This window comes from Agrobacterium sp. H141, assembly GCF_057158725.1.
Genome location: NZ_CM169893.1, coordinates 2660946 through 2680623, shown reverse-complemented (window position 1 = coordinate 2680623; position 19678 = coordinate 2660946). Strand labels below are relative to the sequence as shown.

The following is a 19678-nucleotide window of genomic DNA, read 5'->3' as shown; positions in this document are numbered from 1 at the left end:
CCCCGAATGCGCCGTTTTGCTAAAGAATGAAACAATAGCAGCGACAGTCAAGTCTTCCAGAACATCGGCATCAGCAGAACGAGCACGGAAAGGACTTCGAGGCGGCCCATCAACATCAGCAGAGACAACAGATAAAGTGCCGCATCGCCCATGGTCGAAAAATTGCCGGCAGGGCCGACAACCGGACCGATGCCGGGGCCGACATTGGCAAGGGCCGTGATCACGGAAGAGGTCGATGATTCCAGATCGTAGCCGAGTGCGCCCATGGCAAGACTGCCGACGGCCCACAGCATCATGAAGGCTGCAAAGAACAGGAACACGGTGCGCTGCGTCTCCGGATCCACCGTCAGCTTTCCGTAGCGAACGGAATAGACGGCATTGGGATAAAGCAGTTTCTTCATGCCGGTATTGATGATGTTGGCAATAATGACGAAGCGATAGGCTTTGATGCCGCCGGCAGTGGAACCCGAGCAGCCCCCCATGAAGGTGGCAAAAAAGGCCGCCAGGATGACGAACGGACCCCAGAGTGTATAGTCCTGGCTGGCGTAACCGGTGGTCGACAGGATCGACGAGAAGGTGAAGAAGGAGTGGGTCAGCGCCGTTCCGAAATTGATGTCATTCGCCAGATGGTGATAGAGCGCAGTCACCAGCGAGAATGCGATCAGATAGCCGATGAAGACCACGATCTGCGGGTCGCGCAAAGCATCCAGCCTGCCGCGCACGATAAACACGATCAGGATCGAAAACGGCAGGCTGCAGATCGTCATGAAGATCGTCGAGATCCACAAAAGCGTCGAATTGCGGAAATAGCCGAACGAGGCGTCATGGGTGGAGAAGCCGCCGGTGGCAACGGTGGTGAAGGCGTGGTTGATGGCGTCGAAATGGCTCATGCCGGCGACGTCGTACAAAATGGCGCACAAAAGCGTAATGCCAAGATAGATGGCGATGAAGGCGCGGGTGAAGCTTGCAAGGCGCGCAAACGGCTTGTCGCTGGTATCGGAGGATTCCATCTTGAAGAAGGACATGCCGCCGACGCGCAGGAAGGGCAGCACGAACAGGCCGAGCGCCACGATCCCGATACCGCCCAGCCACTGCAACAGCGACCGCCACATCAACAGGCCGGGAGGCAGGTGATCGAGACCGGTCAGCACAGTCGATCCGGTCGTGGTGATAGCGGATATGGATTCAAACAGCGCCTGGGCGAATGTCAGCTCATTGCCGGCAAACAAAAGCGGAATGGCACCGACCAGGGAGAACGTCGCCCACAGCACATTGACCAGCAGGAACCCAAGCCGTTTGGAGAAGACGGGTGGCGCACCGCGCGTTGCCATGGCGGTCATCAGCGACAGGCCGCCGACCATGAAGGCGGACAAGGCAAAGATCTGCCAGTCCGAATTGCCATAGTAAAGGTCGACCATGGCGGGAATCATCATCGCCGTCGACAGATAAAGACCGCAAAGCGAGGCGATGTAGATGACGGAGCGAAACTGGCTGGCGTTCAAGGAAGATGCATCCCGATTGCGATTCATACGGAAATGTCTTGGTCTCCGCCTGATGCTTATGCCATAGCGGGGCCCGCGATAAAACTCAATGGACCCGCACGATATGAAAACGGACGTGGAAAAAGCATCGGTAGCAATGCGGGAGCTCTTCGCTGCGACCCCGCTTCAGCTGAACGAGCACCTGAGCGCGAAATACGGTGCGCAGATCTATCTCAAGCGCGAGGATCTGACGCCGGTACGCTCCTACAAGATTCGCGGCGCCTTCAACTTTTTCCGCAAGGTCATCGCCTCGGGCGGCTCCGGCAAGACCTTCGTCTGCGCATCTGCCGGCAATCATGCGCAGGGCTTTGCCTTTGTCTGCAAGCATTTCAGCGTGCCGGGTGTGGTTTTCATGCCGGTCACCACGCCGCAGCAGAAGATCGACAAGACACGTATGTTCGGCGGCGAGTTCATCACCATTCGCCTGATCGGTGATATCTTCGACCAGTGCTATGCCGCTGCTCGCGATTATGTCGAAGCCAATGACGGCTACATGGTCCCACCTTTCGATCATGCCGATATCATTGAGGGACAGGCAACCGTTGCCGCAGAGATTGCAGAGCAATTGCCGGAAGGCGTCGTGCCGGATCTGGTGGTGCTGCCGGTCGGAGGCGGCGGCCTGTCGGCAGGCGTGACCGGCTATTTCCGTGATGTGCTGGACGATAAGGCGTTTCTGTTTGCGGAGCCGTGCGGTGCCCCCAGCCTCAAGACCAGCATCGCAACGGGCGAGATCGTGACGCTGCCCAAGGTCGATAATTTCGTCGATGGCGCAGCGGTTGCGCGGATCGGCGACTTGAATTTCGCCGCCTTGAAGCATTTTGCCGCAGACCAGGTTATGCTTTTGCCGGAAAACGCGATCTGCCAGACGATGATCGAGATGCTCAATGTCGAGGGCGTCGTGCTGGAGCCGGCGGGTGCACTGTCAATCGCAACCCTTGATCAGCTCGATCCGCAAGCGCTCAGGGACAAGGCGGTTGTCTGCGTCGTCTCAGGCGGCAATTTCGACTTCGAGCGTCTTCCTGACGTCAAGGAGCGGGCCATGCGCTATGCAGGCCTGAAGAAATACTTCATCCTGCGGCTGCCGCAGCGGCCGGGTGCCCTTCGCGATTTCCTCAATCTTCTGGGCCCGGATGATGATATCGCACGCTTCGAATACCTGAAAAAGTCTGCGCGCAATTTCGGCTCGATCCTGATCGGTATCGAAACGCGGGACCGGTCAAGCTTTCCCGAGCTTCTTGCGCGCTTTGAGGCGGCAGGCCTCGGCTTTGAGGATATCACAGAGAACGAGATTCTCGCCAATCTGATCATCTGAGCGGCATGCGAGATTATGCCGTTCACCATGCCGACATTGCGGTAGCCGGGACTTCTTCCGGCAAACAGGATATGCTAGTTAATCACCATGACTTCGATTTTTTCACGTATCATCTCCGCCTTCTTCGGCGGTTCTTCCGAAAAACCGCAGGCGGCTGCGGCCGCAGAACCTGAGGTTTATAACGGCCTGACGATCTATGCGGAGCCGATCCGCGAAGGCAATCAGTTTCGTCTCGGCGGTCGCATCGTCAAGCAGGTGGGCGACGATATGCTCGAGCGTAAATTCATTCGCGCCGATGTCTTCTCATCGATGGACGATGCGCTCGATTGCTCTTTCCGCAAGGCGCGGCAGATCGTCGATCAGAACGGCGCATCGCTGTTCTCCGATGGTGAAAAGTCTCGCCTGGTGTAAGCCTGATCGCTCTGTCGTCGATCAAAACTTGCCCTTCGGACCTGTGCAGGTGCGAACAACCTGTTGCACTTGCTCAATGAGCTTTGAAATAATCACTCAATTTTAAATGATTGTCGCTTTGATACCGCTATTGTTCGATTGGATATTGCGGTGTCGTTGTCAAACTTCTGTTTTTCGAGCCGATACGTTCGGTTGTTTTTCAGTGTCGCTACATGCCTGAGCCCATCGATGGCGCTGGCAAGCGACACGTCTCTTGCTGAAATTTCCGCCAATCTCGACCTTGTCTGGCTGATCGTAGCAGCCGGATTGGTCATGATGATGCAGGTCGGTTTCCTGTTGCTCGAAGCGGGGATGGTGCGCTCCAAGAATTCGATCAACGTCGCTCAGAAGAACCTGCTGGATTTCGTCTTTGGCGTCGTCGCCTTTGCTGCGATAGGCTTCATGATTGCCTTTGGAACGTCCGATGGTGCACTGCCATTCGGCATCAGCGAGAATTACTTCTTTTTGCGTCATTTAACCCCATGGGAAAGTGGCTTCTTCGTCTTTCAGGTGATGTTCTGTGGAACCGCGGCGACAATCGTGTCCGGCGCTGTTGCCGAGCGCATGAAACTCTCGGCCTATGTTCTCGGCTCACTGGTGTTGAGCGGCCTCATTTATCCCTTTTTCGTCCATTGGGCCTGGGGCAATGCGCTGGCTCCGAGCGAAGGGGCCTTTCTGGCAAATCTCGGCTTTGTCGATTTTGCCGGCTCCACCGTTGTGCATTCCACCGGCGGATGGGTGTCGCTTGCGGCATGCCTTGTGCTTGGACCGAGGCTCGGACGATTCGATGAAAATGGACGGCCAGTTCGTATCGCCGGCCACAGCCCGGTCCTTTCGACCACCGGCGCTCTGTTGCTCTTCATCGGCTGGATCGGTTTCAACGGGGGATCGACGGTTCAGGCCTCGGCGGACATCGCGCCGATTGTTCTAAATACGGTCCTGGCAGGGGGGATAGGCGCCTGCGTGGGGTATACCATCGGTTACTATCGGGATGGTCTGATTTTTCCGGAGAAATCGATGTCTGGCATGCTCGGGGGACTGGTGGCAATAACGGCCGGGTGTCACGTCGTAGAACCGGGCGGAGCTCTCATTCTGGGTTCGGTGGGGGCAACGGTCGCTATATTCGGCAATGAACTCCTGGAACGCTGGATGAAGCTGGACGATGCCGTGGGCGCGATCGGTGTCCACGCATTTGCAGGCGTCGTCGGCACACTCGGATTGGCGTTGATCGCGCCGGCAGACCGTTTGCCGACCGGAGGCAGGCTTGAACAGCTCTATATTCAGTCCATCGGCGTCGGCATCAATTTCTATTGGTCGTTCCTGCTCGGCTTGGCCTTCTTCTGGATCATGGCCAGAACAACCAGGGTGCGCGTGTCCGCCCCCGACGAAGAGATGGGACTGAACGTTGCCGAACATGGCAGCCGGCTGGGCGTCGGTCACGTGGAAGACGCATTGAATGACCTGGTCCGCGGCACCGCCGATCTGAGGCACCGGCTCCCCCAGGTGGCCGGCGATGAAGCGGAAAAGCTGACCGGTCTCTTCAACCGCCTCATGGATAAGGTCGAGGAAGAAGAGCGGGCCCGCGATGAGTTGCAGACCGTCAGGCGCAATACCGAAGAGAACGAGCGTGTGGCTACACTTGCCAATGCGACGTTTGAAGCGATCGTCATGCATAATGGCAGCGAAATCGTTGACGGAAATGAACATTTCTCGGAATTGGTCGGCTTGCCTCTGGCCGAACTCAAGGGTCGCCGCATATCGGAGTTTCTCCTCGATCAGGATCACGCTTCCTTGATCGAGGAAGTCGATGCCAACGGCGAGTTCAATCGGGAGATCAATATCGTCCGTGCCGATGGGGATGTCATCCCCGTCAAGGCGCGTGGGCGGGCCATTACGTACCGGGGTCAGTCCATGCATATCGGTTGCCTGGTCGATTTGCGCGAACATAAGGAAGCTGAACGGCGCATCCGCTTTCTGGCCCTGCATGATACACTGACGGCGCTGCCAAACCGGGCTCTGTTCACGGAACGCCTGAACCAGAGTGTTTTGCGCTCCTCACAAGGTGCAAGCTGTGCGGTCGTGTTGATCGATCTTGATCACTTCAAGGACGTCAATGACCTCTATGGCCATCCAGCCGGCGACGAAGTGATAAGAGAGGCGGCTCGTCGCCTTTCTCACCTCATCGGCCCGCAAGACTTTGCCGCCCGTCTGGGTGGAGACGAATTTGCCATCATCCTCTCGAATGCCGCTTTCGGTGCTCAACTCGAGGACTTCGGTCGCCGTCTCGTCGAGGCCTTCCGCGAGCCCTATGACCTCGGCAACTCCGAAAGTGCCAAATGCGGTGTCAGCGTCGGCGCAGCGCTTTGCCCCGAGCACGCCAGCACTGCAGAAGACTTGATCGGTCGCGCGGACATGGCGCTCTACCATGCCAAGAACTCGGGTCGTAACACCTGGCGGATCTACAAACAGGGCATGAATGCCTTGCTTGAAAAGCGACGTGCCCTGGAAGTCGATATCGAGGCCGGGCTGACCAAGCAGCAGTTCGAACTTCTGCTGCAGCCCCGCATCTGTGCAGCGACAGGGGAAATCTCGTCCCACGAGGCACTTTTGCGCTGGCGCCATCCGGAGCGTGGTTATGTCAGCCCGATCGATTTTGTCCCGGTCGCCGAAGTATCCGGAAAGATTGTACCATTGGGCGAATGGGTGATTGCACAAGCATGCCGGATCTTGAAAGAGGATCTGCCCTTTGGCCGGCTGTCGATCAACGTCAGCCCGATCCAGGTGCGCCATCCCGATTTCCTGACGCAATTATTCAGTATCGTCGAGAGCACTGGCGTCGATCCTGGCCGCATCGAACTCGAGATCACAGAGAGCGTCTTGATGGATGACGATGTTCGTGCGCTGCAGTTGTTGACCAAGGTGAAGGAAGCCGGCTTCACGATTGCGCTGGATGATTTCGGGACCGGCTATTCTTCGCTGAGCTATCTCAACCGATATCCGTTCGACGCTATCAAGATCGACCGCAGCTTTGTCGCCAATCTCGGAGTTGAGGACAACGCAAGCGCGATCGTCAAATCGATCATCGATCTTGGCGCAGGCCTTGGAATGAAGGTTGTGGCAGAAGGGGTCGAAACCATCGAACAGGCGATGTTCCTGGCGCGCTCCGGGTGTGACGAACTACAAGGGTTTTTGCTGGGGAGACCTGAGGCGATTGCCGTCACGCGGATTGCAGACGACATCGCTGCGCAATTGCGGTCAGTACCCCGTCCAGCATCAAGAAGGGGCCGCTCGCCGATCGAAGCCCCCACGTAACGCGCCGCCTTGCTGAACAGTCGGATCGAAAACACCGAAAGCTGGATAAAGCCAGGTTCGCTTCAGCAAAGATAGGTTCCGGTCGCCGCGACATGATCGGGCGACCGGCTCGGCAATCAGGCTGCTTCAGCGAGCTGCTTTGCGCGGCTTTCAGCTTCAGCAATTGCCTTTTCAGCAGCTTCCGGACCGTATGCGACACCTTCGACGCGGATCGTTTCGACATCGGTGATGCCGAGGAAGCCAAGCACAGCGCGCAGGTAAGGTTCTGCGAAGTCAACGGCAGCGGCCGGACCGGAGGAGTAAACGCCGCCGGAGGCAACAACGATATAGGCCTTTTTGCCCTTCACCAGGCCTTCAGGGCCATTCGCGGTGTACTGGAATGTGCGGCCAGCGCGGGCAGCATGGTCGATCCACGACTTCAGGGTCGAGGTGATGCCGAAGTTGACGAAACCGGTGGACAGGACAATTGTGTCGGCAGCCAGCAATTCGTCGACGATGACGTCCGATGCTGCAATGGCCTTGGCCTGCGCTTCGCTGCGCTCATCGGGTGCCAGGCGGATGGCGGTCGAGAAGTCGCTGCCGATATGGGGCAGGGGATTGCCATGAAGGTCTCGCTCGACGATTTTGGCGCCTGGCGTTTTCTTGGCAATGTTTTCGATAAGCTGCTGAGCAACGCGGTTCGAAAGCGATGATTCGCCGTTCGTGCTGCCGCTAACGTGGAGGATGGAAGTCATGGGACACCTATCATGTTGAGTTTCTGTGCCGCACCGGGAGGAGAGCGGCGATAGCGGTTAAATAATGCAGTCTGCTCATCAATAAAACTGTGATAATATGGATGAATTCAATCGATGAAATGGATGGATCGTGCTTCCGAATCCCACTCTTGACCAGTTGCAGGTGTTTCTCGCTGTCGCCGACACAGGCAGTTTTTCGGCGGCTGCACGACAGCTCAATCGCGCCCAGTCTGTGGTGAGCTACACGATCGCAAACCTCGAAGCGCAGCTGCAGCTTGTTCTGTTCGACCGCCAGAACCGCGCGCCAATCCTCACGGATTCCGGCAGGGCAATCTTGGAAGACGCGCGCCGCATGATGGCCGATCTGGACGGGCTTCGGGCGCGCAGCAAGGCGTTGACCGAAGGCCTGGAAGGCGAACTGAAGCTGGCCGTCAGTGTCATGGTGCCCGACTCGCTGCTGATCGCCGTCCTGGCGCGGTTCCAGAAACAGTTTCCGACCATTCTGCTCAGGCTCACCGTCGGCGCTCCATTCCTCGTCAACAGCATGGTGGAACAGGGCGGTGCGGACATCGGCATCGGCGGCTCATCCTGGGAGGCCCGTCCCGGCATAGAAACCCGCCGCGTTGGATTGTCCTTCATGTCGCCGGTCGCCGCGCCTGATCATCCACTGGCGAAACTCGATCGCACGATCTATGAAACCGACCTTCGCGACGAGGTGCAGATTGTCGTAGCCGACACGACGAAGCCGGCAGAAGGAAAGAGCTACAATGTTCTCTCCCAGCGCACGTGGCGCGTCAGTGACATGGGCACCAAACGGCAATTGATGCTGGCAGGTCTGGGCTGGGGCGGTATGCCATTCAGCCTCGTCCATCAGGATCTCATGGAAGGCCGCCTCGTTCGCCTGGACGTGGAGCCCTACGATGCCGCAGATTATCCAGTTGTGGCGGAGTGGCAGACCGCAAAGCCTCCCGGACCTGCCGGCCGCTGGATCGTCAGCGAAATAGCCGGGTCGTTGGGCAAATGCCCCGGCAGCATCGATGAGGCACTGGCCAGTGTCGACCAATCGGGGCGTGTCGGTGATCCCAGATCGTCACAGGATCGACCCCCGAGCCTCCTTCCGAGTGCTCAAGCCGGTGAATGAGATTGGTTCTCTGTTCCGGGAAATTACAAAATGCTGTCAATTTATTCCTGATTTTCGAGCTCGGCTATGATACGCGCGACCATTGAAAACTATAGGGCATCGGCGAAGTGAATATGATGGACAAGCACCGTTTGAAATATCTCGGACGATACGCCTGGGTGGAACTCAAGCGAGCCCTGCGCCTGCCGGTGAAACGCGACAAGAAACATTTCTGTGCGCGCATCATCAACGGTGTTCGGTCGGGACGCATCCATCCGGATACTGTATTTACGGCAATAGCGCGCAAGGACGGTGTCGGTTCCCAAGTGCTTTCCAGGCTAACAATTCAGGCCGCCGCGCGTGATCTTGGCATTGAATATGTTCATACCCCCTTCGGTTCAATAGCGCACGGGGAAGGTGATCCTCAGCAATGGCGCCAGCGCTGCGAGGCCGCTTTCAATCTCGGTGCTCAATTGCGGTTTCGGGAAGACGTTGATCTGCCGCTGATTGACTTCCGCGACTACGTCTTTCGCAAAGATTTGTGGTCCGCCCCGCATATGATCGAGTTCACCCATATGTACGAGTACTGCGACCGGTATCCGGAGCGCCTTCTCGAAATTACCGGCGGTAACGCTCCTGCAAGGAAATTTGTCTCGCCGCGCCTGACCATGGCTGTACACGTGCGCAGGGGCGATGTGTCACTGGATATGACCAGTGAGCGCTATGTTAGCGCCGACCGGATCTATTCCACTGTCGTTGCAGCAAACGAAGCGCTGAAGGCGGCTGGATTTGAGTGCGATATAGATATTTACAGCAATGGCGATGCTTCGGAGTTCAAAGCCTTTTCCGAACGTGGCATGCGCCTGCACCTCGATAAGGGGGCGCTTGAGACGTTTGCAGAAATGAAAAAGGCTGATGTTCTGATGACCGCCAAGAGCACATTCAGCTACGACGCAGCTCTCTATTCGGATGGAATGGTCTTCTATGATCATTTCGTCAGACCGCCGGCTCCCGGCTGGGTGGGCATTGGCAGCAAAGGTGGTTTTTCTGCGCAGACATTCCAGCGCGCATTGTCCCGTCATCTACCGACATGAATTCAAATCGTTCGGTCTGAACGATTCAACGTGATTTCAGGAACCGCAGGCTTAACAATTCGAAAAAAGCTCTCTGGAAACGGAATGGAAAGGAGTCGCGTGCGGCGGCAATGCAGCCATCATAGCCCGAAAATCCACTGATCAGCCACAAAAGACGTCTGCGTTGCGCCCGTCTAGCGTGGATCGGGAACAGATATATCCAGCTGTTTAGAATCCGATAGAGTGGCTTGTCGTAATTGTCTTCCCAAGGGATGACCGCAAATTCGCTTCGCTTAACCATGATCGACAGGATTGCCTGATCGTGTCGATGGGTACGAAACTCGGAAGACTGTAAAGTTGGATCCAGCGCGTCCGTGAGAAGTGAATACTTGTCCTCGCGGCAAAGCTCGATCCAGCGATCCACGAAACCACGAGCGTCTGCACCGTTTCGCAATACCAGAATCGTACCTTGTATTTGCGCTGTTGCGGCTTCCTCTGCCGTCGCTTGGAGACGATGCAAAAGCTCGCGCTTGGAATAGCACGCCTCAATGAACGGCAGCGAGAAAAACAGCCCGCCTGATGTCGATGCCATTTCAAAATAGTCGAGCATACGCCGACCACCCTGTTGCGACAGTTCGCAGCCGCCATCCGCATAGACGAGCAGTGTTCCATCATCCAAGTTGGAGAGCAGTTGCTTGATCAGCAAAGGTTTCCAAAGCCAGTATCCAAAACCACGCGGGTTTTCGCTGATGAACCGTGAGTCTTCGTCTGACCATTCGGTCGGCATCAGCTCGACACCGTCCGGAATGCTGTGGTCGGTCTTTAAATTGATATCTGTCTGTAAGTAGACCATGTCGAACCAACCGGAACGAGCCGCTTCATCTGCAAGACGAAGTGCCGACGTGCGATATCGGGGGCGGTGTGCGCCAAAAGTGGAAAAGACAGCCTTTCCCTTCTTTTCAGGCGCGTCAAAAGGCAGGTGAACGTGATCGGGAAATTCGCGTCTGCGGTAATCCACCTTGCTCATTTTTCTCTCGTTCATGACTGCATGGGTCTCGGTCAATGGCGTTAGGAGATATCCAAGATGGATTAGCGGGTAGGGACGACCTGACGCAATCAACAAATGCCGTTGAACGATATGAGGCTGAAGACCTGCAAGGCTGGACATCTGAAGATTGCAGGCCAGCCCTTCGCGCTTTTCAAAGGATGATGCGGAATTGTGCGAAACCATCGACGCCATCGCCGGCATCCTCGATGGTCGCACCTTTGACAGCCTTCAGATAATCACGGGCCTTCGGGCCGGTTTCGAAAATGGCGGTCGTTCCGTCCATGGGGGCAAAGGACCAGTTGGCATCTGCCGACGGGTTGATGGTTCCCTGGTCGACGATGTAGCGCACGATGACGTCGCGATTGGTGTCCGGCCCGACGAAGATAACCTTGTCGCTGGCGATTTCGGGGAATTTTCCGCCGCCTCCGGCACGATAGTTGTTGGTCACAACCACGAATTTCTGGGCGGGATCAATGGCATGTCCGCTGAACTGCAAGTTGACGATGCGGCTCGACTCCGGATTGATGACTTTGCCGTCGGCATCATATTTCGGCGGCTTCGACAGGTCGATCTTGTAGGTCACGCCATCGATCACATCGAAGTTATAGGAGGGAAAGCCCGGATTGATCAGGCTTGCGTCCTTGGTGCCGGGTTCAACCTGATTGAACATGCCCGCGGACATTTCCAGCCAGTTCTTGACCTGTTCACCGCTGATCAGCACGGCCTGCACGGTATTGGGATAAAGATAGAGGTCTGCGACGTTTTTAATCGCGATATCGCCAGCGGCGACGTCTGTATAATAATCCGGACCACCGCGCCCGCCGGCCTTGAACGGGGCAGCTGCTGACAGGATTGCATAGTCTTTGTATTCGGTTTCCTTCAGCATATCGCGGATATACCAGGTCTGTGCATTCGACACGATTTGCACCGAAGGGTCGTCGGCAACCAGCGCGAAATAGGAATAGAGCGGTGCCGATGTCTTGCCGACAGGCGTGCGCACATAGTCAAGCGTCGCCTGGTGCTCAGCAGCGACCGCTGCCACTACCTCCGGCTTGTCTGCGACTTCGGCGATCACCTTGCGATCCTCGGTGCGGTGGTAGATCGGGCGTGCCTCGCAGGTGAAGTCGACGATTTTCCAGCTGCCGCCATCCTTCTCGATCAGCAGGTCGATCAGCCCCATATGCGATCCCCAGAAGCCGGCCATGACGGCAGGCTTGCCGAGCAGTGTGCCACGAACGGCATCCGCCCCCGGTACATCGGCAAAATCCTTCGGGCCGGGGAACACGAGATGCTGGTGGCCGGTGAAGATCGCGTCGATTCCCTCGACGCCCGCCAGATAGAGAGAGGCGTTTTCCATGCGGTCTTCCTGACCATGGCCATCAATACCGGAATGGGACAGCGCAATGACGATATCCGCCCCATCTTCCTTCATGGCCGGGACCCAGGCCTTGGCCGACTGGATGATGTCCCGCGTTTGTGCTCGACCTTCCAGGTTCTTGGCATCCCAAAGCATGATCTGCGGCGGCACGAAGCCGATGAAACCGATCTTCAGCGGGCTTTCATTCCCGGCACCATCCTTGATCGCCTTTTCCAGGATCACATAGGGTTTGAAGAACAGGTCGTCCTGTTTCGGGTCTGCGGCCAGTTCCCCCTTGGTCAGATTGGCACAGACCAGCGGAAAGTTCGCCCCGTTCAACGTATTGAACATGAAGTCGAGGCCGTAATTGAACTCGTGATTGCCAAGTGTACCGCAATCATATCCCAGCACGTTCATGGCCTTGATCACCGGATGCAGGTCGCCGGCTTTCATTCCCTTTTTGTAGGCCATGTAGTCGCCCATGGGATTGCCCTGCAAAAGGTCCCCATTGTCGATCAGCATCGAGTTGGCGGCCTCGGCGCGGATCGAATCGATAATCGATGCGGTGCGTGCCAGACCCATCGTGTCATTGGGTTTGTCGGCATAGTAGTCATACGGCATCACATTGACGTGGATGTCCGTTGTTTCCATCAGCCGCAGATGGGCTTGATTGGAGGCTGCACGGGCCGAGAAGGGATGAAGCACGATGAGCGCGCTCGATGCAGCAAGGCCGCCAAGCAGTGAACGGCGCGTGATGGGATGTAGATCGGACAGAGGTGTCATGACGTGCTCCTTGGCGAACTCCCGCATAGGGCAGGGAGTTTAAATTCGATCGCTCAGGAGTGCATCGAAAAAATGACAGGCGTGTGATTATCGCTCTTGTTTGAGGCAAGTGCCCTGACGAGGGAGAGTTGCCTTGCGCGCTAGGATCGAGAAGCAGAGATATTCAGCCCGCGCGCGTCAGTTGCCGTTCGTGGAAATTCTTGAAATAGGTTTCGATCTGCGCGGCAGTGTTGCTGGTCTCCTCGATCTGAATCCCCATCTTGCCGGCGCGATACCATCGGACCGTGGCCTCGATCGTTCCAAATTCGCCGGTCTTGATATGCACGGTGCTTCCGGGCCGGGCCTCGATCCATTCATAAAGTTCCAGCGCCATGCCAAGGCGTGATATGTCGATGATGCGCGCACCGAATTCCTTGTTCAAGAATCGAAGCGTCCCGCGGATGTGGCAGCGAATGCGTTCTGAGCGCCGTCCAGGAGTGTTTGAATTCGCAATCATTACTTTAATCGCCTCTAATATGGTAAATATGAACTTAAGTACCATAAAAAGTCAGCCCCTTATGGAGTCTTAATACGATTGATAAAAGTGCAAAGAACGCGCTTAAATTGTAATTGAAGTCATATTTTTCAAGCCATTGATGGTGCCTCGCGGAAATTTCGAGGACTGTCGCCATCGCGCGATGGGAAAAACGACGCCCGATCATTCATTGATTGGCATGATAATTGCTTTCGGCAAAAACAGTCTGTGCACGCGCTGTTGCATTCAAATATTTATCGACTGGCCGTAACGCGAAAGCGCCGCTGGCAAATGCCGACGGCGCTTCAATGCATCTGACGAATTGGTGTGGAACGCGGTTCAGATCTTGCCGACCCTGGGCTTTACCGCACCAGGGTGGGGCGAACCTCCTGATGGAAGTTCCTGAAATAGGCAGACAATTGTGCAAGGGAATTGCTGTTCTGCTTGATCAAAACACCAATTCGGCTTGCGCGACGCCAGCGAACCGTTCCCTCGATCAGGCCAATGTCGCTGGTCATCACGGTGATCTGGCTGCCCTCTGCCGCGTGTATATGACCGTAGAGCTCGACCGAAAGACCTTCGTCGGATACGTCCACGACCCGCGCGGTTGCTTCCTGGTTGAGATACTTGACCCGGCTATCCATACGGCAACGATAGCGCGGAAGCTTTCGACCGTCGACTTTCAGTAGCTGCCCCATGTTTCCTCCGTGAAAAAGACCTGAATGAGTTGTCTCACTGTGCGCCGGACCTGTTTATTTGAGGTTAAGGTAATGTATTAAATTTTTATGACTTGCGTCAGAGGCCGACATTGGGTCTTTCGATCACTTCGCGCAGCGCAAAGCTCGAATTGATTTTCACCACATGGGGCAATGCTGACAGCCAGTCGCGATGGATATGCTCGTAATCCTCGAGATCCTTGGCCGCGATCCGCAATATATAGTCATACTCTCCCGACATCAGGTAGCAGACCAGTACATTGGGCACCCGTTTCACTGCGGCTTCGAATTCGGCGAGCGTCTTGGCGAACTGGCCCGACAGCGAGATATGGACGATCACCATCATCTTGTAGTCCAGCGCCTTGTGGGCGAGGCGGGCGTGATAGCTGCTGATGACGCCGGATTTTTCCAGATTGTCGTGACGCCGAGAACAGGCAGAAGCACTGAGGCCGACCTTTGAGGCGAGGTCGGCATTGGAAATGCGGCCATCCTGCTGAAGCGCCTTCAGAATGGCACGATCAATGGCGTCTAGTTCCATGTATGAAATATTCTCCGAATAATTGTGTTGATTTCGCAATTATCTTCGAAAACGGGCTGAACTGCAATTCCAGTTTGCAAGGACATGCGGTGCGTTTTCTGTTGCCATAGCGCTTCCACAATCCAGTGGCGAAAAGCCAGAACCAGAAGAGAGGAACGCTCAATGCGTGTCGGTTGCCCGAAGGAAATCAAAAATCATGAATATCGTGTTGGTTTGACGCCGGGCGCGGTCCGCGAATATGTCGCCCATGGTCACGATGTGCTGGTCGAGACGGGTGCCGGTACAGGCATCGGCGCAGATGACGCAGCCTATATGGCAGCCGGCGCGAAGATCGCCGCCACCGCCAAGGATGTCTTTGAAAAGTCCGACATGATCGTCAAGGTCAAGGAGCCGCAGCCATCGGAATGGGCGCAGCTTCGCGACGGTCAGCTTCTCTATACCTATCTCCATCTCGCACCCGATCCGGAACAGACCAAGGGTCTGATCGGAAGCGGCGTCACGGCAATCGCTTATGAGACAGTCACCGATGACCGTGGTGGACTGCCTTTGCTGGCACCAATGTCCGAAGTCGCCGGTCGTCTGGCCATTCAGGCGGGCGCTACCGCGTTGCAAAAGGCCAATGGCGGTCGCGGCATTCTGCTTGGTGGCGTACCGGGTGTGAACCCTGCCAAGGTCGCCGTGATCGGCGGCGGAGTGGTTGGTCTGAACGCTGCCAAGATGGCTGCAGGCCTCGGTGCCGAAGTCTCCATCATTGACCGGTCCATCACCCGTCTGCGTGAACTGGACGACATCTTCAATGGCCGCGTGCGCACGGTCTTCTCGACAATCGACTCGCTCGAGCAGGAAGTCTTCGCAGCGGATCTCGTCATCGGTGCCGTACTTATTCCCGGAGCTGCCGCTCCAAAACTCGTGACCCGCGAAATGTTGTCGGGCATGAACAAGGGTGCCGTGATCGTCGATGTCGCCATCGATCAGGGCGGTTGTTTCGAGACGTCTCACGCAACGACCCATTCCGATCCGACCTATGAAGTCGACGGGGTGGTGCATTACTGCGTGGCCAACATGCCGGGAGCCGTGCCTGTGACGTCCACCCAAGCGCTCAACAACGCAACTCTGTTCCACGGACTCGCTCTTGCTGACCGGGGTCTGCGCGCCATCGCCGAGGATCGTCACTTGCGCAATGGTCTGAATGTCCACAAGGGTCGCATTACCAACAAGGCTGTTGCTGAAGCGCTCGGCTACGAAATGCATGCGCCTGAAGCGGTGCTGGCTGTCGCCTGAGGTCAGATGAAACCGAGTTTGCGCGCGGACGCTCACGCGGTCGCGGGCAAGGCCAGAGAGGCCGGTCGCCCATCCGACCGGCCTCTTTTTGCTGCGACTTCAGATTTGGAAGCAGAATAAAACAGTTATGATGAAAAATAGTATGTTGTGATAATTTCTTGATTCATTTTGTCATGAACTTCACGTCATGCATGAGGCCTCAACCGATATCGGGGTGCGGTCGTCTCCAGAGACGGCCAATCATCGTCGGCAGGCGGCCGTCGATGAGTGCAAGGCCCACGACAATGGTCGCCATGCCGAAGAAGTGTTTTGGCTCCAGCAATTCGCCCAGAAACAACCAGCCAAGCAGGATGGCGCTGACCGGAATCAGAAAGGTGACGAGCATCAGGTTCGTTGCCCCGGCGGTTGACAGAATACGGAAGAACAGGATGTAGGCGAGCGCCGTAGAAATAAGCGCAATGGCACCCACTGCAAGCCAGGTCGATACGCTAGGCACGGCAAGCGTCCATGGGCGGTCGACAAAAAGTGCAATTGGCAGCATCAGCACCGTCGAGGCACAGACCTGTCCGCAGGCTGTCACCAGGGGCGAAACACCCATGGCGCGGAAGCGCCTGCCGAAGACGCCGGCAAAGGCGTAGGAGAGCGCTGCTCCCAGAACCGCTAGCTGCGCCAGTACATTCGACCCCAGTCCCGAAAGGGCCGCTGGCCCGACCATGAAAGCAACGCCCGTAAATCCGATGACGGTGCCGGCGAGCCTGCGACCGGTCATCTTTTCGTCCTGAGTGAGAATATGCGCGACCACAACACCAAAAAACGGCGTGGTGGCGTTGAGAATGGATGCAAGGCCACTGGGAATATGGGTCTGTCCCCACACGATCAGGCTGAAGGGGATCATATTGTTGAGGATGCCCATACCGAAAAATGCGGCCCAGATGCGCGGATCAGCTGGCATTGACAATCCGCGTGCGCGGATAACGATCAGCAGTGCAAGCGCCGCAAGCGACACGCGCAACGTGACGAGGGTGAATGGTGGTAACTCCCGGACAGCCACCCCGGTGAAGAAGAACGATCCACCCCAGATCACCGACAGCGTGATCAGCAGCAGCCATTCCCTGGAACCCATGACATTTTGAGCAGGCATCTGATCGACCTCTTTGCGGATCGCCGCCTTAGCGGCGGTCGATGCGACATTGATAGCAGTTGTTACGGGCGGAACGGACATGCACGAAGTCGATGTCATCGCGTGACAGCAGTTCGAGTGCGCGTGATGCAATCGTGCCGCTCGCGGTAACGGCACCGGTTCCATAGACAATTCTTTCGTCCTTGTCATAGCCGCGTAGGATAAAATCAGGGCTGGTGGTCAGCACTTCAGGCAGGGCATCGTCACCGGCATAAGGCGGGCATTCCTCTGCATGCAGAAAGACTGGTCCCATTTCCGCATAGGGCTGGATGGTGGAGAAGGGCCGATAGGCAAGTGTCAGATAGGCGTCGCCAGCTGCGATGTGGCGCAGGCAATGGCGGCATGGCGTTCCGGTGCCGCTCAGCGAGATATGCCGCTCTGGCGGCATTCCATTGGCGTCTTCGGCACCGCTTTGATAGGCGCGGGCCGCTTCTGTGGGCATTGCTACAAAAATCAGGTCAGTCATCGTGAAGTCTCCGGTGTCGATGCGCCCATAGGCCCATGCAAAGGAGACCTCTGCCACCCGAAACTTGCCTGTTAGAGTTTGAAGACCGTCAACAGTTCTTCATCGCTGAGCGGTTCCACCAGGGCATCATAGGTATCGACCGGCGAGAAGCCGAAGCGCTGGTAAAGCTGCAGGGCGCGCGGATGGTCCAGCGTGTTGGTGGTCACGGTCACTTTGGCGGGATCGTCCTGCCAGGCGGAGTAAAGCGCCTGTAGCAGGAACCATTTGCCAAGCCCAAGCCCAAGCGCATGCTCCATCATGCCGAAATAGGATAGCTCGGTAATATCCGGGCTCTGCTGGGCGAGTTCGAAGAAGCCGGCCGGGGCACCGTTGACGTAAAGAACGCTGATGTTGACCGTCGGATCATGCACGATGGCCTTCAATTCTTCGTCGCTTTGTCTCAGACGCTCGTGCCAATGCCAGCGTCCGCCTACCTGCTGCTGCAGAAAGCGATAAAAAGGCAGCGGTATGTCCTTGGCGCGGATGATCGCGGTCTGCACATTGACCGGAACCGGCAACGAAGCCTTCGGCGCGGAGGTCATCTCCAGACGGGTTACGCGTGTCGTGATCGGATTGTGGAGCGCGTGCCTGACCGGTTCGGCTTCGCCCGTGACGACCGGGGTCACGGCCTTCGAGCCCCATTCCGACCATGAGCCGTCATAAAGGGCATTATTGCGGTGGCCGAGTGATTCCAGCGCCAGAGTGACAACTGCTGCGGTCACACCCGATCCGCAGCTCGTGACCACCGGCTGCCGCAAGTCGATGCCAGCCTCCTCGAAGATTGTCCTCAGACTGTCGAGGTCCTTCAGGCGACCGTTTTCGGACAGTGCCATGGCCGGCACGCTGCGTGCCCCCGGCATGTGTCCGGAACGCATGCCCGCGCGCGGCTCGGGCTCTTGCCCGGTAAAACGACCCGCAGGCCGTGCATCGGCAATTTGCCGCGAGGCGCTGTCAACGACCTCGGTCATCTCGTCGAATGAAACGACCCGGCGGGCATTGAAGGTCGGCGTGAATTGGGCGGGTTCTGGCTCAGGAAGATCCGTTTCCACGGCGCGGCCCTCCGCCTTCCAGGCATCGAAACCGCCGTTGAGGATATAGACGTTTCGGGCACCCATCACCCGCAGCATCCACCAGACGCGCGGCGCGGAAAACAGGCCCATGCCGTCATAGACGATGATCGTATCCGTCTCGGAAATGCCGAGCTTGCCAATTTCGGCGGCAAAAAATTCAGGAGCGGGCAGGGTGTGGGGAAGGCCTGTCGTGGTATCGGCAATCACGTCCTGGTCGAAGAACACCGCGCCTGGAACATGGCCGGAGGCGTATTCTTCAGCGCCGTTCCTGTTGTGGGCTGGCAGATACCAGGACGCATCGACGACCTTGACACCCGGTGCGCCGAGCTGCTTTTCGACCCAATCGGCAGAAACAACGAAGCGGCTTTTTTCTCCGGCCATCCGGTTCTCCAGTCCTGGTTCGGGCTCAGGTCTCCGCTTGTCCGAAGCGTATCCGGAAACGTCGGTTTTCCTTACCCTTTTTCTCAATTTTAGCGATGTGAATCGCGCCGACCTCCTGGGTCTCGGAAACATGTGTGCCACCGCAGGGCTGACTGTCAACGGCGGAGTTTTCGCCGATGCAGACCAGACTGACACGTCCAAGCCCGACCGGCGGCCTGACATTTTTGGATTTGACGATCCCGGGATTGGCGGCCAGTTGCTCGTCCGTGATCCATTGCAGGTAGATCGGATGGTTCTCCTCAACAAGCGTCATCAGCCTGGCGGTCACGGCATCCTTGTCGATCGTTTCGCTCATGTCGAAATCGACCCGGCTTTCATTCTCGCCAACGGCAGCACCGGTGATGGGGTAGGGCATGACAACCGATAGCAGGTGGCAAGCGGTATGCATGCGCATCAGCCGGTAGCGGCGTGCCCAGTCGACATGCAAAACCAGTGTCTCGCCGACGATTGCTGCCGGCTGGTCATCCAGTGGGTGGTGAAGAATGATACTCTTGTCAGCACCGTGGCGTGTTTCACCAAGCGCGATCTTTGTGCCATCGGCGCGTTCGAGAAAACCTGTATCCCCCGGCTGGCCGCCCGATGCTGCGTAAAAACACGTCTGGTCGAGCTCGATACCGCCATCCTCGTGCACCGCCGTCACGACACCCTCTGCGGTCGCAAGATAGAAATCATCTCGGTAGAGGGCGCGTGTCGGTGCAGTCAT

Annotated in this window: 17 protein-coding genes; 6 read left to right on the top strand and 11 right to left on the bottom strand. The window is 57.0% G+C overall.

Annotated features, from left to right (window positions below; all coding sequences use genetic code 11):
* Positions 1-47: 47 nt before the first annotated feature.
* A complete protein-coding gene (locus ACWPM9_RS12285; RefSeq protein WP_428189196.1) occupies positions 48-1502 on the bottom strand; it encodes a TrkH family potassium uptake protein in 1455 nt (484 codons plus the stop codon).
* Between the two features lie 103 nt (positions 1503-1605).
* Here ACWPM9_RS12285 and ilvA point away from each other — a divergent pair, with 103 nt between their 5' ends.
* The 3 genes from ilvA to amt all read left to right on the top strand — a co-directional run bounded on the left by ilvA (position 1606) and on the right by amt (position 6615).
* The gene (ilvA, locus tag ACWPM9_RS12280; RefSeq protein ID WP_484755349.1) at positions 1606-2853 is read left to right on the top strand and encodes a threonine ammonia-lyase; all 1248 of its coding nucleotides are present in this window, start codon (positions 1606-1608) and stop codon (positions 2851-2853) included.
* An 87-nt stretch (positions 2854-2940) separates the two neighbouring features.
* Complete coding sequence (locus ACWPM9_RS12275; RefSeq protein ID WP_428189158.1) at positions 2941-3264, top strand: HlyU family transcriptional regulator; 324 nt, start codon at positions 2941-2943, stop codon at positions 3262-3264.
* A 228-nt stretch (positions 3265-3492) separates the two neighbouring features.
* Positions 3493-6615 carry an ammonium transporter gene (gene amt, locus ACWPM9_RS12270; RefSeq protein WP_484755348.1) on the top strand — a complete coding sequence of 1041 codons (3123 nt, stop codon included), beginning with the start codon at positions 3493-3495 and terminating at the stop codon, positions 6613-6615.
* 116 nt (positions 6616-6731) lie between these two features.
* On the opposite strand, the gene ACWPM9_RS12265 is transcribed toward amt, so the two are convergent.
* Positions 6732-7349 (bottom strand): FMN-dependent NADH-azoreductase, encoded by a 618-nt coding sequence (locus tag ACWPM9_RS12265; RefSeq protein WP_428189160.1) that lies wholly within the window; start codon positions 7347-7349, stop codon positions 6732-6734.
* 130 nt (positions 7350-7479) lie between these two features.
* Here ACWPM9_RS12265 and ACWPM9_RS12260 point away from each other — a divergent pair, with 130 nt between their 5' ends.
* Complete coding sequence (locus ACWPM9_RS12260) at positions 7480-8490, top strand: LysR family transcriptional regulator (RefSeq protein WP_484755347.1); 1011 nt, start codon at positions 7480-7482, stop codon at positions 8488-8490.
* Between the two features lie 188 nt (positions 8491-8678).
* Positions 8679-9563 carry a hypothetical protein gene (locus tag ACWPM9_RS12255; RefSeq protein ID WP_484755346.1) on the top strand — a complete coding sequence of 295 codons (885 nt, stop codon included), beginning with the start codon at positions 8679-8681 and terminating at the stop codon, positions 9561-9563.
* 25 nt (positions 9564-9588) lie between these two features.
* Here the strand turns inward: ACWPM9_RS12255 and ACWPM9_RS12250 are convergent, their stop codons facing one another.
* The 5 genes from ACWPM9_RS12250 to ACWPM9_RS12230 form a co-directional block, all read right to left on the bottom strand.
* Positions 9589-10584, bottom strand: coding sequence for a hypothetical protein (locus tag ACWPM9_RS12250; protein ID WP_484755345.1), 996 nt, complete (start codon positions 10582-10584; stop codon positions 9589-9591).
* 157 nt (positions 10585-10741) lie between these two features.
* Positions 10742-12730: a bifunctional 2',3'-cyclic-nucleotide 2'-phosphodiesterase/3'-nucleotidase gene (locus tag ACWPM9_RS12245; protein ID WP_484755344.1), complete on the bottom strand. Its 1989-nt coding sequence runs from the start codon at positions 12728-12730 to the stop codon at positions 10742-10744.
* Between the two features lie 163 nt (positions 12731-12893).
* Positions 12894-13151 carry a PilZ domain-containing protein gene (locus ACWPM9_RS12240; RefSeq protein WP_484755343.1) on the bottom strand — a complete coding sequence of 86 codons (258 nt, stop codon included), beginning with the start codon at positions 13149-13151 and terminating at the stop codon, positions 12894-12896.
* A gap of 455 nt (positions 13152-13606) precedes the next feature.
* On the bottom strand, positions 13607-13942 hold the full coding sequence (locus ACWPM9_RS12235; protein ID WP_428189166.1) for a PilZ domain-containing protein: 336 nt from the start codon (positions 13940-13942) through the stop codon (positions 13607-13609).
* A gap of 97 nt (positions 13943-14039) precedes the next feature.
* Positions 14040-14498 (bottom strand): Lrp/AsnC family transcriptional regulator, encoded by a 459-nt coding sequence (locus ACWPM9_RS12230; protein ID WP_428189167.1) that lies wholly within the window; start codon positions 14496-14498, stop codon positions 14040-14042.
* Between the two features lie 162 nt (positions 14499-14660).
* Here ACWPM9_RS12230 and ald point away from each other — a divergent pair, with 162 nt between their 5' ends.
* A complete protein-coding gene (gene ald, locus ACWPM9_RS12225; RefSeq protein WP_484755342.1) occupies positions 14661-15779 on the top strand; it encodes an alanine dehydrogenase in 1119 nt (372 codons plus the stop codon).
* A gap of 199 nt (positions 15780-15978) precedes the next feature.
* Here ald and ACWPM9_RS12220 read toward each other — a convergent pair whose 3' ends face one another.
* The 4 genes from ACWPM9_RS12220 to ACWPM9_RS12205 form a co-directional block, all read right to left on the bottom strand.
* Positions 15979-16920, bottom strand: coding sequence for a DMT family transporter (locus tag ACWPM9_RS12220; RefSeq protein ID WP_484757647.1), 942 nt, complete (start codon positions 16918-16920; stop codon positions 15979-15981).
* Positions 16921-16948: 28 nt separating this feature from the next.
* Positions 16949-17425, bottom strand: coding sequence for a DUF1203 domain-containing protein (locus ACWPM9_RS12215; protein WP_484755341.1), 477 nt, complete (start codon positions 17423-17425; stop codon positions 16949-16951).
* A 71-nt stretch (positions 17426-17496) separates the two neighbouring features.
* Entirely contained in the window at positions 17497-18915 is a 1419-nt protein-coding gene (gene sseA, locus ACWPM9_RS12210; protein ID WP_484755340.1) for a 3-mercaptopyruvate sulfurtransferase, read from the bottom strand.
* Positions 18916-18940: 25 nt separating this feature from the next.
* Entirely contained in the window at positions 18941-19678 is a 738-nt protein-coding gene (locus ACWPM9_RS12205) for an alanyl-tRNA editing protein (RefSeq protein WP_484755339.1), read from the bottom strand.